Annotated in this window: 17 protein-coding genes and 1 tRNA gene; 16 read left to right on the plus strand and 2 right to left on the minus strand. The window is 64.0% G+C overall.

Going from position 1 to position 20,098, the window contains the following annotated elements:
• The first annotated feature begins 116 nt into the window (after window positions 1-116).
• From VIM95_RS06070 to gabD, 8 genes are all read left to right on the plus strand, one after another.
• Entirely contained in the window at window positions 117-1,277 is a 1,161-nt protein-coding gene (locus tag VIM95_RS06070) for an ABC transporter substrate-binding protein (RefSeq protein ID WP_331984084.1), read from the plus strand.
• Between the two features lie 331 nt (window positions 1,278-1,608).
• Window positions 1,609-2,619, plus strand: a complete 1,011-nt coding sequence (locus tag VIM95_RS06075) for an ABC transporter ATP-binding protein (protein WP_331984088.1) — start codon at window positions 1,609-1,611, stop codon at window positions 2,617-2,619.
• Window positions 2,616-3,596 carry an ABC transporter permease gene (locus VIM95_RS06080; protein ID WP_331984090.1) on the plus strand — a complete coding sequence of 327 codons (981 nt, stop codon included), beginning with the start codon at window positions 2,616-2,618 and terminating at the stop codon, window positions 3,594-3,596. Before VIM95_RS06075 ends, VIM95_RS06080 begins: the two co-directional genes overlap by 4 nt.
• The gene (locus tag VIM95_RS06085; protein WP_331984092.1) at window positions 3,586-4,404 is read left to right on the plus strand and encodes an ABC transporter permease; all 819 of its coding nucleotides are present in this window, start codon (window positions 3,586-3,588) and stop codon (window positions 4,402-4,404) included. Before VIM95_RS06080 ends, VIM95_RS06085 begins: the two co-directional genes overlap by 11 nt.
• Before the next feature lie 43 nt (window positions 4,405-4,447).
• Entirely contained in the window at window positions 4,448-5,872 is a 1,425-nt protein-coding gene (locus tag VIM95_RS06090; RefSeq protein ID WP_331984094.1) for a gamma-aminobutyraldehyde dehydrogenase, read from the plus strand.
• A 349-nt stretch (window positions 5,873-6,221) separates the two neighbouring features.
• Complete coding sequence (locus VIM95_RS06095; protein WP_331984096.1) at window positions 6,222-6,824, plus strand: hypothetical protein; 603 nt, start codon at window positions 6,222-6,224, stop codon at window positions 6,822-6,824.
• Between the two features lie 181 nt (window positions 6,825-7,005).
• Window positions 7,006-8,274: a 4-aminobutyrate--2-oxoglutarate transaminase gene (locus VIM95_RS06100; RefSeq protein WP_414648482.1), complete on the plus strand. Its 1,269-nt coding sequence runs from the start codon at window positions 7,006-7,008 to the stop codon at window positions 8,272-8,274.
• A 90-nt stretch (window positions 8,275-8,364) separates the two neighbouring features.
• The gene (gabD, locus tag VIM95_RS06105; RefSeq protein WP_331984119.1) at window positions 8,365-9,819 is read left to right on the plus strand and encodes an NADP-dependent succinate-semialdehyde dehydrogenase; all 1,455 of its coding nucleotides are present in this window, start codon (window positions 8,365-8,367) and stop codon (window positions 9,817-9,819) included.
• A gap of 215 nt (window positions 9,820-10,034) precedes the next feature.
• On the opposite strand, the gene VIM95_RS06110 is transcribed toward gabD, so the two are convergent.
• Window positions 10,035-10,111, minus strand: a tRNA-Pro gene (locus tag VIM95_RS06110).
• Window positions 10,112-10,189: 78 nt separating this feature from the next.
• A complete protein-coding gene (locus tag VIM95_RS06115) occupies window positions 10,190-11,158 on the minus strand; it encodes a polyprenyl synthetase family protein (RefSeq protein WP_331984098.1) in 969 nt (322 codons plus the stop codon).
• A 215-nt stretch (window positions 11,159-11,373) separates the two neighbouring features.
• On the opposite strand from VIM95_RS06115, the gene rplU reads away from it, so the two are divergent.
• From rplU to VIM95_RS06155, 8 genes are all read left to right on the plus strand, one after another.
• A complete protein-coding gene (rplU, locus tag VIM95_RS06120; protein WP_184198959.1) occupies window positions 11,374-11,685 on the plus strand; it encodes a 50S ribosomal protein L21 in 312 nt (103 codons plus the stop codon).
• Between the two features lie 17 nt (window positions 11,686-11,702).
• Window positions 11,703-11,975 carry a 50S ribosomal protein L27 gene (gene rpmA, locus VIM95_RS06125; protein ID WP_331984103.1) on the plus strand — a complete coding sequence of 91 codons (273 nt, stop codon included), beginning with the start codon at window positions 11,703-11,705 and terminating at the stop codon, window positions 11,973-11,975.
• A 141-nt stretch (window positions 11,976-12,116) separates the two neighbouring features.
• A complete protein-coding gene (obgE, locus tag VIM95_RS06130; RefSeq protein WP_331984105.1) occupies window positions 12,117-13,241 on the plus strand; it encodes a GTPase ObgE in 1,125 nt (374 codons plus the stop codon).
• Between the two features lie 87 nt (window positions 13,242-13,328).
• Window positions 13,329-14,594 carry a hypothetical protein gene (locus VIM95_RS06135; RefSeq protein ID WP_331984107.1) on the plus strand — a complete coding sequence of 422 codons (1,266 nt, stop codon included), beginning with the start codon at window positions 13,329-13,331 and terminating at the stop codon, window positions 14,592-14,594.
• A 21-nt stretch (window positions 14,595-14,615) separates the two neighbouring features.
• The gene (locus tag VIM95_RS06140; RefSeq protein WP_331984109.1) at window positions 14,616-15,263 is read left to right on the plus strand and encodes a hypothetical protein; all 648 of its coding nucleotides are present in this window, start codon (window positions 14,616-14,618) and stop codon (window positions 15,261-15,263) included.
• 48 nt (window positions 15,264-15,311) lie between these two features.
• Entirely contained in the window at window positions 15,312-18,125 is a 2,814-nt protein-coding gene (locus VIM95_RS06145) for an ATP-binding protein (protein ID WP_331984111.1), read from the plus strand.
• Between the two features lie 35 nt (window positions 18,126-18,160).
• Window positions 18,161-18,514, plus strand: a complete 354-nt coding sequence (locus VIM95_RS06150; protein WP_331984113.1) for an MmcQ/YjbR family DNA-binding protein — start codon at window positions 18,161-18,163, stop codon at window positions 18,512-18,514.
• A 20-nt stretch (window positions 18,515-18,534) separates the two neighbouring features.
• Entirely contained in the window at window positions 18,535-19,692 is a 1,158-nt protein-coding gene (locus VIM95_RS06155; protein WP_331984115.1) for a THUMP domain-containing class I SAM-dependent RNA methyltransferase, read from the plus strand.
• The last annotated feature ends 406 nt before the right edge of the window (window positions 19,693-20,098 follow it).

Raw genomic sequence — 20,098 nt, forward strand, 5'->3', positions numbered from 1 at the left:
GTTTTATCGATAGTTTTTATCTCCCTGCTGGTCTGGATGGCGGCGAAAGCAGCGGCCGAGAATGGCCCCGTCCATCCCCGGTGGGGCAGACCCACGCGAACCAACAGGAGAGCACGATGCACAAGCGAACTACCCATGGAGTGGCCTTCGCCCTTGCAGTCGCCGTCGGTGGCGCGGGCTGGGCCGCCCCGCTGCAAAGCCTGGGCAAGCCCGAAGGCAAACTCAACATCATTGCCTGGCCGGGCTATATCGAGCGCGGCGAGAGCGACAAGAACTACGACTGGGTGACCGGCTTCGAGAAGGACACCGGCTGCAAGGTCAACGTCAAGACCGCGGCCACTTCAGACGAGATGGTCAGCCTGATGAACCAGGGCGGCTATGACCTGGTGACCGCCTCCGGCGACGCCTCGTTGCGGTTGGTGGTGGGCCACAAGGTGCAGGAGATCAATACCGCCCTCGTACCATCCTGGAAGAACGTCGACAGCCGGCTGCAGAATGCCCCCTGGCATACCGTGGATGGCAAGCACTATGGTGTGCCCTACCAGTGGGGACCGAATGTATTGATGTATTCCACCAAGGTCTTCAAGGAAGCGCCCAAGAGCTGGGCTGTCGTCTTTGAGGAGCAGAAGCTGCCAGACGGCAAGAGCAACAAGGGCAGGGTGCAGGCCTACGACGGTGCGATCTATATCGCCGATGCGGCGCTCTATCTGATGAAGAAGAACCCCGCCCTGGGTATCAAGGACCCGTACGAGCTCAACGAGAAGCAGTACGCCGAGGTGCTCAAGGTGCTGCGCGCGCAGAAGGCGCTGACCCACCGCTACTGGCACGACGTCACCGTGCAGATGAATGACTTCAAGAACGAGGGTGTGGCCGCCAGTAGCGCCTGGCCCTACCAGGTGAATGCCCTGCTGGCCGAAAAGCCGGCACAGCCGGTGGCCTCCACCGTGCCGCAGGAAGGTGCGACCGGCTGGGCGGATACCACCATGCTGCACGCCGATGCCAAGAACCTGACCTGTGCCTACAAGTGGCTGGAACATTCGCTCAGCGGCAAGACGCAGGCCGGCGTGGCCGAGTGGTTCGGATCGCTGCCGGCAGTGCCCAACGCCTGCAAGGAGAAAGCACCTGGCGGTGGCGACTTCTGCAAGGACAATGGCTTCGAGCGCTTCAGCCAGATCAAGTTCTGGAAGACGCCACAGAGCAAGTGCGCCAGCCAGGCTAGCTGTGTGCCCTACAGCCGCTGGACGCAGGACTATATCGCGATCATGGGGGGACGCTAGGGACCGTAGCCTGCAGGGCGCGTCTCTCTCGCGCCCCGCAGGTGGGTTCCACGGCACCGTCATCGGCCCTGGCCGCGTGGCGGTAGCCATAGCGCTCGGTGGTCCGGCGCTTGCTCCCCGGACCATCTTTGGTCCCGACCGGTCCTGTGGGGTACCGGGCCGGTCGGGCGTTCTTTTGCCGTTGCGATAGCACGGCAAGTAGCAAATCCGGTCGCCGTGCGGAAGCACGGCAAGCAGTTGATATCCAGTTGCCGCTGAGTGCACGCGGCCAGTACCGAAGATCCGAGACACGCAGGCAGCGCCCAGGCGCTGCGGCAGCAGAGCAGCCACCATGACTTCAGCCGTCGAATTCCAGCAGGTCAGCCGCCACTTCGAGTCCGTCCGGGCGGTCGACGATGTCAGCTTCAGCATCGCCGATGGCGAGTTTTTCTCCATGCTCGGCCCCAGCGGCTCGGGCAAGACCACCTGCTTGCGCCTCATCGCCGGCTTTGAGCAGCCGCAGGCCGGTGCCATCCGCATCCATGGCGTGGAGGCGGCCGGCTTGCCGCCCTACCGCCGCGACGTGAACACCGTGTTCCAGGACTACGCCCTGTTCCCGCATATGAACGTGCTGGACAACGTGGCCTACGGGCTGATGGTCAAGGGGGTGGCCAAGGCGGAGCGCCGCAAGCGCGCCGAGGAGATGCTGGCCCTGGTGAAGCTGGCCGACTACGGCAGCCGCAAGCCGGCCATGCTGTCCGGCGGCCAGCGCCAGCGGGTGGCCCTGGCGCGCGCGCTGATCAACCAGCCGCGCGTGCTGTTGCTGGATGAGCCCTTGGGCGCACTGGACCTCAAGCTGCGCGAAGCCATGCAGGTCGAGCTCAAGGCCTTGCAGCGCAAGCTGGGTATCACCTTTATCTACGTCACTCACGACCAGGGCGAGGCGCTTTCCATGTCCGACCGGGTGGCAGTCTTCAACCGCGGCCGCATCGAACAACTGTCTTCGCCGCGCGACCTCTATACCCGCCCCAGGACCCGCTTTGTGGCCGACTTTGTCGGTGGCGCCAACGTGATCGAAGCAGGGCTGGCCGAGCAGCTGCTGGGCGAAGCGCAAGCCTTCTCGGTACGCCCGGAGCAGATGGCCTTTGTGGCCGAAGACCATGGCGGCCCCCGCGTGCCGGGTACATTGCTGGATGTGCAGTACCACGGCGCAGTCAGCCGCTACGAGGTGGTGCTGGACGATGGCGCCCGGCTGGCGGTCGCGCTGCCCAACAGGGCCGACGGCGAAGAAGGCCGACCGGTGCCGGGCCAGCCCGTGCTGGTAGGTTGGCAAGAGCAGGCCATGGTCTGGCTGGAGGCATGATGTTGAACGCCGCCACCCTGCACGAGGCAAGGCCGCTACCGCGGCACGGCGGTCTGCGCCGTCGCCTCGCCGACCTGCTGTACCGCCGCCGCACCCTGGCGCTGCTCTTGCTCCTGGTGCCGCCGCTGATGTGGTACGGCACGGTCTATCTCGGGTCCTTGCTGGCGCTACTGGCGCAGAGCTTCTACACCTTTGACGATTTCACCATGGCGGTCAGCCCGGCGTTGACCCTGGACAACTTCCGCGCCATTGCCGACCCGCGCAACCCGCTGTTCCAGGCCAATATCGATATTGTGCTGCGCACCCTCGGCATGGCGGCCACGGTGAGCATCGCCTCGGCCTTGATCGCCTTTCCGCTGGCCTACTATATGTCACGCTATGCGCGCGGCGCCTGGAAGGGCGTGTTCTATATCGCCGTCATGCTGCCCATGTGGGCCAGCTATATCGTCAAGGCCTATGCCTGGACGGTGATCCTGGCGCAGGGCGGTATCGTCTACTGGTGCGTGGAGCAACTGGGGCTGCGCGGCGCGCTGGATGCCGTGCTGGCGCTACCGGTGATCGGCGGCACCTCGCTCTCTACCAGCCAGCTCGGGCGCTTCCTGGTGTTCACCTATATCTGGCTGCCCTTCATGATTCTGCCCATCCAGGCGGCGCTGGAGCGGGTGCCGGTCTCGCTCTTGCAGGCCTCGGCCGACCTGGGCGCTTCGCCGGCGCAGACCTTCCGCACCGTGCTCCTGCCCCTGGCCTTCCCCGGCGTCGTGGCCGGTTCCATCTTTACCTTCAGCCTTACCCTGGGGGACTTCATCATCCCGCAGCTGGTGGGGCCGAGCGGCTATTTCATCGGCAATATGGTCTACACCATGCAGGGTGCGATCGGGAACATCCCCATGGCCGCCGCCTTTACCGTGGTACCGGTCATCATCATCGCCGTCTACCTGGGCATCGCCCGCCGCCTGGGGGCCTTCGATGCACTCTGATACCAAGCACGAACGCTCGCCACACTGGCTGCGCGGCCTCGCCTGGTTGGGCCTCGCCTTTCTGCACTTCCCCCTCCTGGTGGTGTGCGTGTATGCCTTCAATACCGAGGTTTCGGCCTTCAGCTTCCCCTTGCAGGGTTTCACCTTGCACTGGTTCCGGGACGCCTTTGCACGAGATGACGTATTGACCGCCATCTGGCTGTCGGTCAAGGTCGCCACGGCGGCTACCGTCATAGCCCTGATGTTGGGCGGCATGGCGGCCGCTGCGCTGTACCGCGCCAACTTTCCGGGCAAGAACGGCATCACCCTGCTCCTGAGCCTGCCTATCGCGCTACCGGGCATCATCACCGGCATTGCGCTCTTGTCCAGCTTCAAGCTGGCGGCGGTGGAACCCAGCTTCTGGACCATCGTGATCGGCCACGCCACCTTCTGCATGGTGGTCGTCTACAACAATGTGATCGCGCGCTTTCGCCGCACTTCCTACAACCTGATCGAGGCCTCCATGGACCTGGGGGCCGACGGTCTGCAGACCTTCCGCTACGTGGTGCTGCCCCAGATCGCCACCGCCTTGTTGGCCGGCGGCATGCTGGCCTTCGCGCTGAGCTTTGACGAGATCATCGTCACCACCTTCACCGCCGGTCAGGAGCGCACCTTGCCGATCTGGCTGCTCAATCAACTGGGGCGGCCGCGTGATGTACCGATCACCAATGTAGTGGCCATGACCGTGATGCTGGTGACCATGATCCCCATACTGCTGGCCTGGCGCCTGACCCAAGGCACCGAGACCGTGGCCGGCAGCGGCAAATGATGAATTACTGCAGTGGGGCGGCGTGCGCCCCGAAGGAGAAGCCATGAATACCAAACTGCTGATCAACGGCCAATTCCTGCCCGGCGAGGGTGAGCGGGAAGCGGTGCTCAACCCGGCCACCGGCGAGTTGATCGCCGAGGTGGCCGAGGCCACCCTGGAGCAGGTGCAGGCTGCGGTCGCCAGCGCCGAGGCGGCCTTTGCCGGCTGGGCCGCGACCACGCCCAAGGACAAGGCCACCCTGCTGCTCAGGCTGGCAGACGCGATCGAGGCGCGTGCCACCGAGTTCGCCCGTATCGAATCGCTCAACTGCGGCAAGCCTTATCTGTTTGCGCTCAACGACGAGATCCCGGCCGTGGCCGATGTATTCCGCTTCTTTGCCGGCGCGGTGCGCAGCCAGCAGGGTGCGCTGGCCGGCGAATACCTGTCCGGCCACACCAGTTTGATCCGCCGCGATCCGCTGGGCGTGGTGGCCAGCATCGCTCCATGGAACTACCCCCTGATGATGGCGGCCTGGAAGATCGCGCCGGCCATCGCCGCCGGCAATACGGTGGTGATCAAGCCCAGCGAACAGACGCCGCTGACTACCCTCAAGCTGGCCGAGCTGATCGCCGACATCTTCCCGCCCGGCGTGGTCAACGTGGTGACCGGCCGTGGCGAATCGGTCGGCAGCCCGCTGATCTCGCAGCCGCAGGTGCGCATGATCTCCATCACCGGCGACGTCTCTACCGGCCAGAAGATCCTCGAGACCGCTGCCAAGTCGCTCAAGCGCACCCATCTGGAGCTGGGCGGCAAGGCGCCGGTGATCGTGTTCGACGATGCCGACATCGACGAGGTGGTCGCTGGCATCCGCACCTTTGGCTACTACAACGCGGGCCAGGACTGCACGGCCGCCTGCCGTGTCTACGCCGGCAGCAAGGTCTACGAGAAGCTGGTGGCCGAGCTGTCCAGCGCGGTCTCGACCATCCGTTTTGGCGACCAGCATATGGAAGGGGTGGAGATGGGCCCGCTGATCTCGGAGCGGCAGCGCAAGCGGGTGGCAAGCTTTGTGGAGCGGGCTGCCAGCCAGAAGCATGTCGAGGTCACCACCGGCGGCAAGTCGGCGGCTGGCCGTGGTTTCTTTTTCGAGCCGACGGTGATTGCCGGTGCGCGCCAGGACGACGAGATCGTGCGCAAGGAAGTGTTCGGCCCGGTGGTCTCGGTGACCCGCTTCGACGACGTGACCGAGGCGGTGCAGTGGGCCAATGATTCCGACTACGGCCTCGCCAGCTCGGTCTGGACCCGCGACGTCAGCAAGGCCATGCAGGCCGCGGCCAAGCTGCAGTACGGCTGCACCTGGATCAACACCCACTTCATGCTGGTCAGCGAGATGCCGCACGGCGGCATGAAGAAGTCTGGCTACGGCAAGGATATGTCCATGTATGCGCTGGAGGACTACAGCTGTGTCCGCCACGTAATGATTAAACATTAGTCGTACGGTGCAGGGTGGAGGACTGCCACTGCAGTGCTTCGCCCGGATGTCCCCGCAAGGAGGAGGCCGAAGTAGTAAGCCACCTGACGGTGGCAACGACTTCGCTCAGCCGGGCGCTTGGGCGTCTCTTTAGTTCAACCGGTGTTCGCTGATTGATTCCACACCCCGCCCTCGCCGCCGCGAGGGAGCCTCGCTGACGCGAGTGGGTGGGCCGATTGGCGGATGCCTAACGAAATCGATCTCCTGCGCAGTGACCCAGGCCCTGGCCGAATCTTGGTAGGGCAGGGAGGTCTGTTGTCTGCGAGGGGGTGTTCCGGGGCGAGCGCCCCATCCAGCCAGGGAGAGCATCATGCAGTTGCATCGCTTTGCAGTGAGCGCGGCCATCGCCGCTTGCAGTCTGTCCGTGTTTGCCGCCAAGGCGCCGAGCAAGCCCTTGGCGGTGGTGGAAGCCTATATGGCAGCCTGGAGCAGCAATGCCGGCAAGGCCAATGTGCCTGAGGCTGACGTGGTGGCCGCGGCCAACCAGGCGGCCTCCTACTTTGCCTATGAGGTGGAGTACCTGGATTCCACCGTGGGCACGCCGCAGTTCGGCGCCATGGTGGCGCGCGACAACGTGGTCAAGGCCTTTCTCTTGTCCTTCCCCAATGCGCGCTGGGAGATGACCGGTCCGGCCAAGGTCAAGGGCGGCACGGTGGAGTACGACTGGAAGTTCAGCGGTAACGCCACCGGCCCCTACATCATGGATGCCACCTGCAAGGGCACTGGCGAGGCCATCGCCTTTACCGGCCACACCAAGATCGTGGTCAAGCAGGGGCGGATCAGCTACCAGAATGACAACTACAGCGCCGACGATTTCGCCAAGCAGGTGGCGGCGTCCGATACGGCCTGCAAGGCGCAACACGCGGCCGAGGCCAAGCTGGCGGCGGAAGCGGCGGCCAAGGCGGCGCAGTGATACCCCGTCGACGCCGACTGGCGGTGGGGAACCAAAGGGCAGCTTGGGCTGCCCTTTGTTATTGATGGTCGGGTTTCATGCTGCGCCGCAGCGATGAATAAATTCATCAATAGTGGTGAATTTGTTCATCACGTATGATTAAATCCTTGCTGTCCGCCTTTGATTCCCAAGGATTCCTATCATGTCCAAGAATGCCGATCTCCACGCCCGCCGTCTTGCTGCCACGCCTCGCGGCGTCGGGGTGCTGGGAGATTTCTTCGTCGAGCGCGCCGAGAACAGCCTGGTCTGGGATGTTGAAGGCCGCCGTTTCATCGACTTCGCTGCCGGCATTGCCGTGCTCAACACCGGCCACCGCCACCCCAAGGTGACCGCCGCAGTCAAGGCCCAGCTCGATGCCTTCAGCCACACCTGCTACCAGGTCGTGCCCTACGAGGGCTATGTGCGCCTCGCGGAGACCCTGAACGAGATCGTGCCGATCACCGGCCCCAAGAAGACCGCTTTCTTCACCACCGGTGCCGAAGCGGTCGAGAACGCCGTCAAGGTGGCCCGTGCCGCCACCGGCCGCAGCGGCATCATCGCCTTCTCCGGTGCCTTCCATGGCCGCACCCTGATGGGCATGGCGCTGACCGGCAAGGTCAATCCCTACAAGATCGGTTTTGGCCCCATGCCGGCCGACGTCTACCACGCGCCTTTCCCCATCCCCATGCACGGCGTGACCGTGGCCGATTCGATCAAGGCCCTGCACACCCTGTTCAAGGCCGATGTCGACCCCAAGCGTGTCGCCGCCATCATCCTCGAGCCGGTGCAGGGCGAGGGTGGTTTCTACGTGGCGCCGACCGAGTTCTTGGTTGAACTGCGCAAGATTTGTGACGAGCACGGCATCCTCCTGATCGCCGACGAGATCCAGACCGGCTTTGCCCGTACCGGCAAGACCTTCGCCATGGACCACCACGGTGTGAAGGCCGACCTGATTACCATGGCCAAGAGCCTGGCCGGTGGCTTCCCGCTGTCGGCCCTGACCGGCCGCGCCGAGCTGATGGACGCCGCCGCCCCGGGTGGCCTGGGCGGCACCTATGCCGGCAGTCCCATGGCCGTGGCCGCTGCACTGGCGGTGCTGGACGTGATCAAGGAAGAAAAGCTCAACGAGCGCGCCGAGCGTCTGGGCGCGGCGCTGAAGGAGCGTCTCAACAGCCTCAAGGCCAGCGTGCCGCAGATTGCCGACGTGCGCGGCCTGGGCTTTATGGTCGCGGTCGAGTTCAACAAGGCCGGCAGCCACGAGCCGGACGCCGACTTCGCCAAGAAGGTGCAGACCGAAGCCATGAAGCGCGGCCTGATCCTGCTGACCTGCGGCGTGTACTCGAACGTGATCCGCTTCCTGGCACCCCTGACCATCGAAGACGCCGTCTTCGCCGAGGCGCTGGACATCCTGGATGCCGCGATCAAGGCCTGATAGCCCGTCATACCGGACTGGGAAGGCCCGCACGCAAACCTGGGTTGGCGGCGGGCCTTCCTGTCATTCAACGCATAGTGGGAGTAGATGATGCTGAATCTGAAAGACCCCAGCCTGCTCAAGCAGCAGTGCTATATCGACGGCCTTTGGCTGGATGCCGATAGTGGTGAGCGCCTGGCCGTCAACAACCCGGCCACGGGCGAGATCATTGCCCACGTGCCCAAGATGGGCGAGGCCGAGACCCGCCGCGCCATTGAGGCTGCCGAGCGCGCCTGGCCGGCTTGGCGTGCCAAGAGCGCCAAGGAACGCTCCACCCTGCTGCGCAAGCTCTACGACCTGATGATGGCCAATCAGGACGATCTGGCCGTCATCCTGACCGCAGAACAGGGCAAGCCCCTGACCGAAGCCAAGGGCGAGATCGCCTACTCGGCCGCCTTCTTCGAGTGGTTCGCCGAAGAGGCCAAGCGCGTCTACGGCGAGACCATCCCCTCGCCCTGGGCCGACAAGCGCCTGATGGCGATCAAGCAACCCATCGGCGTGACCGCCGCGGTGACGCCGTGGAATTTCCCTTCCGCCATGATTACCCGCAAGGCCGCGCCGGCCCTGGCGGCCGGCTGCCCCATGGTGATCAAGCCGGCCAGTCAGACCCCCTTGTCGGCACTGGCCATGGCCGAGCTGGCCCACCGCGCCGGCATCCCGGCCGGTGTCTTCAGCGTGGTCACCGGTTCGGCCAAGGCCATCGGTGGCGAGCTGACCGCCAACCCCATCGTTCGCAAGCTGAGCTTCACCGGTTCGACCGAGATCGGCCGCGAGCTGATGGCGGCCTGTGCCCCGACCATCAAGAAGGTCTCGCTGGAATTGGGCGGCAATGCGCCCTTTATCGTGTTCGATGATGCCGACCTCGATGCCGCGGTCGAGGGCGCGATCGCTTCCAAGTACCGCAATGCCGGCCAGACCTGTGTCTGCGCCAACCGCCTGTATGTGCAGGCTGGTGTGTACGAGGCCTTTGCCGAGAAGTTGGCGGTGGCGGTTGGCAAGCTCAAGGTCGGTAATGGTATGGAGCCCGGTGTGACCCAGGGCCCGCTGATCGACCTGAAGGCGGTGGAGAAGGTCGAGGAGCATATCGCCGACGCGCTGGCCAAGGGCGGCAAGTTGCTGACCGGCGGTAAACGCCATGCGCTGGGGCAGAGCTTCTTTGAGCCCACCATCGTCAGCAATGTGACTCGCGACATGAAGGTGGCACGCGAAGAGACCTTCGGCCCCTTGGCGCCGCTGTTCAAGTTCGAGACTGAACAAGAGGTGATCGAACGCGCCAACGACACCGAATTCGGCCTGGCGGCTTACTTCTATTCCAAGGATATCGGCCGTGTCTGGCGGGTGGCGGAAGGGCTGGAGTACGGCATGGTGGGCATCAATGCCGGCCTGATCTCGACCGAAGTGGCCCCGTTTGGCGGGGTAAAACAGTCCGGTCTGGGGCGCGAAGGCTCCCGTCACGGCATCGAAGATTACTTGGAAATCAAGTACCTTTGCCTTGCAGGAATCTGATTTTGACGCTAGGATTAAAGCAATCGCACTAGATTTGGGTGCGAACGATTTCCTCCTCCTCTTCCCGCTTCGCCCTCTGGGTCAGCGGGATTTTTTTGCCCTATTGGGCAGGGTGGACAGAGGTGGGACGCGAAGGGCTGCCAGGCCGCCTGCAGACTGGGGTGCGAGCACAAAAGCAAAGAGCCGATGCAATGCATCGGCTCTTTGTTCATGTCTGGTCGGGGTGAGAGGATTCGAACCTCCGGCCTCTACGTCCCGAACGTAGCGCTCTACCAGGCTAAGCTACACCCCGAAATGAGTCGCGCATTATGGCGAGTCGGACCCGGTCTGTAAAGTTCTTCCGCGTAAAATCCGCTAAGCCATTGAAATATCAGCTGTTGCGCTCCACCGCGAAGCGGGCCAGGGCACGCAGTGCCTGACTGTGCACATTATCCGGCAGGCTGGCGATGGCTTGCAGGGCCAGCTCGGCTTCCGCACGGGCGGCGCGCAGGGCGGCCTCCAGGGCGCCGCTCTGCTGCACCGCGGCCAGCACCTCGGGGAAGTGCTCGCGCTGCGCCTCGGTGATCGCCTGCCGCACTACCGCGGCCTGCGCCGGGGTGCCCAGACGCATGGCGTGGATCAGGGGGAGGGTACACTTGCCCTCGGCCAGATCGTCGCCCAGATTCTTGCCGATCTCACCTGCGTCGCCCGAATAGTCGAGCACGTCGTCGACGATCTGGAAGGCGGTACCCAGGTGCATGCCGTAGTCGGCCATGGCGGTCTTGATCGTCGGCTCGGACTTGGCCAGGAGGGCGCCCAGGCGGGCGGCGGCCTCGAACAGCTTGGCGGTCTTGTAGCGGATCACCTTGAGGTAGGCGGCTTCGTCGAGCTCGGCATCGCCGATATTCATCAGCTGCAGCACCTCGCCTTCGGCGATGATATTGGTGGCATCGGCCAATACCTGCATGACCCGCATATCATTCACGCCCACCATCATCTGGAAGGCGCGCGAGTACAGGAAGTCGCCGACCAGCACGCTGGCGGCATTGCCGAACAAGGCGTTGGCGGTATCGCGGCCACGGCGCAGGCTGGATTCGTCGACCACATCGTCATGCAGCAGGGTGGCGGTGTGGATGAACTCCACCACGGCTGCCAGCTCCTGATGGTGCTGGCCCTGGTAGCCCAGCGCGCCGGCCGAGAGCAGGGTCAGTACCGGGCGCAGGCGCTTGCCGCCGGAGGAGATGATGTACTCGGCAACCTGGCTGACCAGGACGACTTCCGAGCGCAGGCGATCGCGGATGATTTGGTCCACCGCCTGCATATCGCTGGCGACGACGGATTTGACGAATTCGATGGACACTATGGCCTTGTGCCGATGGGCTGACAGATTCAAAACGGCGCAATTATAGCCGAGCAGCGGCCCTTGCTAGACACTCTCGCGCATGATGTATGCGATATTGCTGATATGCGGCCTTTGCACACTGCCGACGGAAAAACTTGACCAAATTCATGGACTTCCGTATATTGCGCGGCTCCCTGCGTGTAGCGGGGGAGTTATCTATTAGGAGCCCAGTCATGTACGCGGTCGTAAAAACCGGTGGCAAGCAGTACAAAGTTGCCATTGGCGAAAAACTTAAAGTAGAACAGATTGCCGCCGACATCGACGCCCAGATCGTGCTTGAAGAAGTACTGATGGTGGTGGACGGTGAAGCGGTTTCGGTTGGCACCCCCCTGGTTGCCGGTGCAACGGTCAAGGCTACCGTGGTGGCCCACGGTCGTGGCGAGAAGGTCCGTATCTTCAAGATGCGTCGCCGTAAGCACTACCAGAAGCGCCAAGGCCATCGTCAGAATTTCACTGAAATTCGCATCGACGCCATCGTCAAGTAAGCTAAGGAGTCTGCAACATGGCACACAAAAAAGCTGGCGGTAGTTCGCGCAACGGCCGCGACTCAGAAGCCAAACGACTGGGTACCAAGGTTTACGGTGGTGAGCTGATCCCCGCGGGTTCGATCATCATCCGTCAACGCGGCACCCGTTTCCACGCAGGCGAGAACGTCGGCATGGGCAAGGATCACACCTTGTTCGCCAAGGTCGATGGCTACGTCAAGTTCGTGGTCAAGGGCGCGCTGAAGCGCAAGACCGTTGTGGTCGAGCCCTACACCGGCGTCGAGGCCTAAGCCTGCCGGTAAGTGGAACGCCCGTGAACGGGTGTTTCGCTTAAAATCGAAGCCCTATCTCGTCAGATAGGGCTTTGTCGTTTTCGCACCCTGCTGCCCGAGTGTAATGCAGCCCCTCTATCCAATCAGGAACGCCTGCCCATGAAATTCATCGACGAAGCCCGCATTGAAGTGATCGGCGGCAAAGGTGGAAACGGCTCGGCCAGCATGCGGCGCGAGAAGTTCGTGCCGCGCGGTGGGCCGGATGGTGGCGATGGCGGCAAGGGCGGCAGCATCTGGGCGGTGGCCGACAAGGACATCAACACCCTGGTCGACTATCGCTTCGTCAAGCAGTACCGCGCCCATCACGGCGAGAACGGCCGCGGTGCCGACTGCTACGGCAAGGGCGCGGACGATATCTTCCTGCGCATGCCGGTCGGTACCGTGATCCATGACAACCTCACCGGTGAACTGGTGGCCGACCTGACCCACGATGGCCAGCAGGTCATGATCGCCAAGGGCGGCAAGGGTGGCCTGGGCAACCTGCACTTCAAGACCTCCACCAACCGCGCGCCACGCAAGTTCACCTACGGTGAAGAAGGCGAGCAGCGCGAACTCAGGCTGGAGCTGAAGGTGCTGGCCGACGTCGGCCTCCTGGGTATGCCCAATGCCGGCAAGTCCACCTTTATCCGTTCGGTCTCGGCCGCGCGCCCCAAGGTTGCCGACTACCCCTTCACCACCCTGGCGCCCAACCTCGGCGTGGTGCGTATCGACCATAACCGCAGCTTTGTGATTGCCGACATCCCCGGCCTGATCGAGGGTGCCGCCGAAGGCGCCGGCCTGGGCCATCGCTTCCTCAAGCATCTGTCGCGTACCGGCCTTCTGCTGCATATCGTCGACCTGGCCCCCTTCAGCGAAGAGACCGATCCGGTCCGCGAAGCCAAGGCCATCGTCGAGGAACTGCGCAAGTACGACGAAACGCTGCACAGCAAGCCGCGCTGGCTGGTACTGAACAAGCTCGACATGGTGGCCGACGATGAGCGCCAGGCCCGTATCGATGCCTTCCTGGAAGGCTTCGGCTGGCCCAAGGCGGACTTCGACCCGCTGGCCCCGCTCGATCCGCAGGCCAAGCGTCTGTTCACCATCTCCGGCCTGACCGGCGAGGGTACCCAGCAGCTGACCTGGGCCATCATGGACTACCTCGAAGCCACCCGCCCGCAACGCCAGGAGGCGGCGCCGACCGAGGAAGAGGCCCTGCACGAGCCCTACGACCCAACCAAGTCCTGACCGCAGCCGGCCCTGCGGGGCCGGCCCGTCTGAGCCCATCCCCGGCCGGGCATGCCCCGGCCCTTGCCTGCGAGTGTGTCCGCCGCCGTGTCAGATGAACGCCTAGCCGACTTCTTCGTCAGCAACCTCAACCCCCTCGATCTCCCCGCGCTGGCCGAGCTGGTGCGTGCCCGCGACCTGCTTGGCGCCTTTATCACCCTGTTCCACGGCAATGAGGAACAGGTTTTGGTGCGCCTCCTGGTACTGCGCGAGATCGGCCGCCGAGGCCAGGAGCCGCGCTGGTCGCCGCAGCAGCTGCAAGCCCACTTCGCCTATGTGAACCCGGTCAAGCTCGATACCGTGCTGACCCGCTTGCGCCAGAACGGCCTGCTGCTATGGGATGGCGACGAGGGCCTGTACCAGATCGCCGAGACCGGCCGGGTGGCGCTGGCAGCCTTGTCCACCCTGCTGGCCTTTGCCGAAGAGGACGCCGAGCTTGGCTACCTGACCGCGCAGGCAGCCGGCCAGCAACAGGTGGGGCGCGTTTCCAACGAGACGCTGCAGCACCTCTTGGCCCGCCTCAACGAGCTGCACCGCACTTTTGAGGATGCGCTCGAGTCGCAGTCCGAATACCAGATCAAGAAAGCCCAGACCCGCCTCGAGGCGGTGTTCCGTTGGGTGCAGAAGGGGACCGAGGTCATGCAGGGTCTCCTGGCCGACGAGACCCTGTCGCGCCGTACCCTGGACCAGGCCCAGGCCATCGCCATGGCGCAGTCGCGGCTGTTGCGGCTGACAGGCAGCTTCCAGCGCCGGCTCAACCAGCTGCAGGCGCAGCGCGTGCACCTGGGTCAGTCTGGCCTGACTTCCAGCGATATCGGCGAATGGCTGCGCACCGCCAACCAGGCCGATCTGGCCGCCATGGTCAGCGGTATGCTGCGCTTCCCGCCGCAGCCTTCGTTGGTCACCGGACCGGAACTGCTCGATATCACCGAATTCGAACTGCTGGGCCGCGAGCGGCAGACGGTGCAGGTGGCCGGCCTGCCCGACAAGCAGTCCGCGCCCAATGTGGGTGCGCCCGAAGCCGAGCGCTTGTTCCATGCCGAGGCGCTGCATGCCTTGCTGGCCGAGCTGGGCGTATCCGGCGAAGCTGCCGATATCCGCAGCGTGGCGCTGGCTGATACCTATACCGAGACCGCCTACCGCCTCTCGCTGTTGTCGCTGGTCGGCGATAGCGAGGCCGAGCTCGACGCCAGCGTGGTGGGCGACATCGTCAAACTGCCGCTGCGCCTCAAGGCCAGTGCCGAGGTCGAGCTGGTCGACCATCCCGAAGTGGCCAGCATCTCGCGTGGCGAGCTGCGGTCCTCCGCTACCTAAATCACGAACAGGACGAAGACCATGGATAACGCCCTGTCCATCCTTTGCGCCCGGCTGATCGCCCATCGCTTCATTCCCCGCAATGATCCGCTGGCTCGCCGTGCCTTGATTGACGAAGACTTCCGCCGCTCCCTGGACCACCGCCTGGCCGAGGTCGGCCTGGTGCTGCTCGAGAACCCCTACGCCGAATACCTGGCGGTGGCGCTGGCCGAAGACATGAATGCCTTTGTGTTCGGCGACGGCGATACCTGGCTGTCCAACAATATGGGTCTGCCGCGTGATGCGATCGCTCTCTTGGTGGTGCTGTGGGCCCGCATCATCCTGCCCAAGCGCGAGCGCCAGATTGCCCGCTCCGAGAAGGACCAGGAAGGCCAGAGCGATATGTTCGGCGCCGAGAAGCCGCTCCTGCAGGGCGAGGAGGTCTCGGTCGGCATACCCGAAGATGCGCTGTACGCCGACTTCCGCCATAAGCTCGGCGGCAAGACCCGTATGAATGCCAACCTGGGCCAGCTGGCCCGGCTGGGCTTTATCGAGCGCCGTAACAAGGTGGTCTCGGAGGGCCCGCTGCTGGACCTGATGCTGGACTACGCCAGTCTTGCACCGCGCGTGATCGAGGGCGCCCTGGGCGAAGTACTGAAGCGCCGTGCGGCCAACGCTGCGGCCGAGTGACAAACCGCCTGCGCCTATGGTGCAGGCCCACACCGATAACGAGTCACGATGTTTCAATTCCGCAAACTCGAAATGCGCCACTGGGACTTCTGGCAAAGCATCGAGATTCCGCTCGATGCCCAGATCGTCACCATCGTCGGCCCCAATGGCTCCGGCAAGACCACCCTGCTCGACGCGCTACGTACCATCCTGGCGCTGCCTTGCTCCGGTCGCCGCGACTACAAGCGCTATGTGCGCAACAACACCGAATCGACCGCCTGGCTGCGGGGCGTCGTGGACAACCCGCGGCGCGAGAACGGTGACCTCTTCCCCTATCCCTTCTTTCCTATCACCACCGACAAGGTGACCTTGTTCTGCCGGGTGAAGAAGCAGGGCGGTGACTGGCTGCGGCAATACGCGATCGCCGCCGGCGAGGTGGAGCTGGCCGAGGACACCGAGGCCAACCTCGACTGGCGCGGTGTGCGCGAATACAAGCAGGACCTGGAAAAGGCCGGCCTGACCCGCGCCATTGCCGAAGTGTTGGCGCTGGAGCAGGGCGACACCGACAAGCTGTGCGAATACAGCCCCAAGGCGCTGCTGGACCTGGTGTTCCAGGTATTTGGCGACAAGCAGGTGCTGGATAACTACCAGGAAGCCAAGGTAGAGCAGAAGGAGGCCGAGCAGGAACTGGCTGAACTCAGCCGCCAGCTCGATGGCCTGGGTGCCAAGGTCGAGCAGATGAAGGGTCGTGCCAACCGCTACCTGGAGTGGAAGGGCTTGCAGCAGGAGTCCGAGCGGCTGGAGCAGACCGTGTTGCCGGGCCTGCGCTATCTGGAGTCCTGGGATTCCATGTGGGGCTATATCCACCAGTACAAGGGCGTGCGGCGGGCGCTCAAGGCGCGTGAGGAAGAGTTGGCGAAGGCCGACGCCGAAGCGCGCCGCTTGGAGGCCGAACTGAGCGAGGCCGCCAGCCTGGAGGCCGCCGCCGAGAGCGCCTACAAGGCACTGTGGGAGCCCTTCCAGCGGGTGGGGGCGGATGCCCGGGACGCCGAAAAGGTGTTGGCCCAGCGTGACAAGCTCAAGGCCCTGGCTGAATCCGAGTCCGGTGCCGATTCGATCGAGCTGGCCGACAAGGTGGGCCGTCTGCGCGGTCGTAAGGGCGAGCTGGATGCCAAGGTCAAGGCCGCCAAGGAAGAGCGGCAGCAACTGTCCGAGCTGCAGTTCGCGCTGCAGCAGGGCCGCCAGCCGGCCGAGCGCTTTGTGCGCGAGATGCGTGCCGCGCTCGATGAGGCGGGCATCCCGCATCAGCTTTTGACCGATATCGTCGAAGTGAATGACAACAGCTGGCAGACCGCCGTCGAGGCGCTGCTGGCCCCCTACCGCCACCTGGTCTTGCTGGGGCGCGAGAGCGACAAGCAGGCTGCCTTCAAGATTGGCCAGCGGCTGCAGTACCGGCACTTTATCGTGCCCGATTGTGAGGCCGTGCCCAAGGCGGTGCCAGGCTCGGTGCTGGAGATCCTCTCCCTGCGCAGCGAAGCACCGGCCTGGCTGACCCGCCAGCTCAACAATGTGCAGCGCGTGAAATCGGTAGAGGCGGGCGCCTCGGTGCAGGGTGACTGGATCACCCGCGAGGGCTTCCACAAGGAAAGACGCGGTGCGCGCTTTATCGGTGTGGATGTACGCGACCACGCCTTTGGGGAAGCCGCCCGCAAGTCGCGGCTGGATGAAGTCAGCCGGCGCCTCTATGACCTCAACCAGCAGGTGCTGGATTGGGAGGGCGAGGCGGTCGAAGTGGGTCGCCAGATCGCCAGCCTGCAGCTGCAGCTGGCCGGTATGGATGCGGTCCAGCAACTGGCCGCGCGGCAGGATGAGTTCGACGCCGCCGAGCAATCCTTGCCCGAGCTGCGCGCCGAGGCACAACGTCTGGGCGCGGAGTTGGCCAGCAAGCAGGCCGAGCAGGAGAGTACCCGCAAGCGCGCCATGGAAGCCCGCCTGAGCGAGCAGCGTGTACGCGATACACGCGACCAGCTGGCTCGCCAGGTGCGCGAGCTGTTGAGCCAGGTGGAACAGCGCCAGGCCGAGCAGACCCGCCAGATCGAGGAGGCGCGGCAGCTGAGTGCCGCCCTGGAGGCGGCCGGCCTCGACAAGTCCACCCTGCCGGCACTCAAGGAGGAGTGGGGCTCGGTGCAGGCGGTGCGGCACGAGATCCATCGCCAGCAAGAGCGTTTCGAACATGGCGACTGGGAGCGCGACGCTACCGTGCTGGAGCTGCGCGAGAAGATCCTGCAGGACTTCGATGCCCTGCAGGCCGAAACGCAGAGCCGTGGCCGCGAAGTGGAGCGAGCCCGCGAGTTGACCGACGATGCGCGCGGTGCCTATATCAACAAGCTGCGCGCCACCGTCCGTGCCTATAGTGTCAATGTCCGCCGGCTGGGTGAGTTGTCCGGCATCTCGGTGGAGCTGGACCAGCCGCACCTCGACAACGACGACGCGGCGCTGGGCCAGGCCGGCCTGACGGTGCGCTTTGACTTCGACCAGAAGGGGTTGATGGGCCTCAACGATGGCGAGGCCTCGGGTGGCCAGCAGGTGATGAAGTCGCTGATCCTGCTGATCGGCTTGATGATGGACGAGAACAACCCCTCGGGTTTCGTATTCATCGACGAGCCTTTCGCCCACCTCGATGTGTTGAACATCGACAAGGTCGGCGCCTTCCTCAAGGCCACCCAGGCGCAGTATCTGATCACCACGCCGCTGACGCACAACCTCAACGCCTTTGCGCCGAGCGAGCTGACCTTGTGTACTTATAAGAAGCGGCCGAGCGAGCGCTGGGCGCCCGTGATCACCCAGACCCGGCGCCGCCTGGAAGTGGGTCGTGGTCGTTGAACCCTTAATGAGATAGCAACAGGGTAGGGCCGAGCATGACACATGATGAAGTAAGAAACTGCTGTGCCGGCCTGCCTGGCGCCACATCGGATGTGAAGTGGGGTGCAGACCTGGTCTACTCGGTTGGCGGCAAGATGTTCTGTGTCATGGCGCTGGACGCCAGCCAGTCCCAAGGCTTGTCCTTCAAGGTGGCGGATGAGCGCTTCCTGGAGCTGACCGACCAGCCCGGCATCATCCCCGCGCCCTATCTGGCCCGCCATCACTGGGTCCGACTGGAGCATCCCGGCGTGCTGCCCGCCGCCCAGCTGCGTGAATTGCTGCAAGCGTCCTACCTGCTGGTGCGCGCCAAGCTAGCCAAGAAACAGCGCGACGCGCTGCCCCCTATATAAAACCGGAGCCCCTCCGCCCCATGAAACAGGTATTCCATTATTTCGCTCCCTGCCCTCGTGGCCTGGAAGCCATGCTGGCCGAGGAACTCGCGGCGCTGGGCGCCCAGCAGATTGCTCCCACCGACGGCGGCGTCGGCTTCAGTGGCGATTGGGCGCTGATGTACAAGGCCAACCTGCATAGCCGTATCGCTAGCCGTATCCTCTGGCGCCTGGTCGAGAAGTCCTACCGCAGCGAGGACGATGTCTATAAGGCCGCGCGTGCTATCGACTGGCCGGCCCTGTTCGGCGTCGAGCGCACCATCAAGGTCATGGTGACCGGCGTGGGCAGCAAGCTGCGCAGCCTCGACTTCATCGCCCTCAAGGTCAAGGACGCCGTCTGCGACAACTTCCGTGCCGCCTGTGGCGAGCGCCCCAGCGTGGATACCGCCACGCCGGATATCCGCATCCACGCCTTTTTGACCGAGCGGCAGCAGACCCTCTATCTGGATACCAGTGGTGAAGCGCTGTTCAAGCGCGGCTACCGCCGCATGACCGGTGACGCACCGCTGCGCGAGAACCTGGCCGCCGGCATCCTGCGCCTGACCGGCTGGCAGCCGGAAGAAACGCTGCTCGACCCCATGTGCGGTAGCGGTACCTTTCTGATCGAGGCGGCCATGATGGCATGCCGTATCGCCCCAGGCCTCAAACGCCAATTCGCCTTTGAGCACCTCAAGAACTTTGATGCCCCGCTGTGGGACAAGCTTCGTGCCGAAGCGGTCGCCGCCGAGCTGCCGCGCAAGGGCCTACATATATATGGTAGCGACGACACGCCCGACGTCCTGCTGGCGGCGCGCGCCAATATCGCCGAAGCCGGTCTGCAGGAAGCCATCGTGCTGGAAGAAGCCGACGCGCTGGAACGTAGCGCACCGGCGGAGCAGGGCGTGCTGATCTGCAACCCGCCCTATGGTATCCGTCTGGAAGAGCAGGCTTGGCTCGATGCGCTCTACCCCATGTTGGGCCACGCGCTGAAGCAGCGCTTCTCCGGCTGGCGCGCCTATTTCTTCACGGCCGACCTGCGCCTGGCGAAGTTGATCCGTCTTTCGGCCAGCAAGCGCACCGTGCTGTTCAACGGTGCACTGGAAGCCCGGTTGTTCGAATACCAGATGGTGGCAGGCAGTAACCGCAAACCCAAGGAGTGAAGTCTGGCTGACGGACATTCCTATATAGATATACATATATAGGGAGAAAGCCGGGTTCCGCTTCGCGCCCCCAGTAAAACGCCCCGCTTGCGGGGCGTTTGCTTTGTGCAAGGGCTGTTTGGCGGGGTGTTTCTGTGGAAAAACGGGTTTTCCAGCGTGCGCTGCCGGTTTTTTAGGTGTTTCCGGTGCCGCGTGTTTGCAGGCGGTGTCGGGTTTTGCGGGGGAGGGCTAAAAAAGTTTGGCGCGGGGTGTATTACAGATCAGTCACTTACCGCTCGTCGGGCAGAAAGTTGCAGAAATTATTGCGGAGGGTGTTGACGGGTTTCTGGGGGGTGCGTATAGTTCGCTTCTCTGCTGATGACGCAGACGAAAACGAAGCGAAACAAACGAGTTTAGCTGAGTGGGT

Origin of the sequence: Chitinimonas sp. (assembly GCF_036568685.1) — a bacterium.
Classification (GTDB): domain Bacteria; phylum Pseudomonadota; class Gammaproteobacteria; order Burkholderiales; family Chitinimonadaceae; genus Chitinimonas.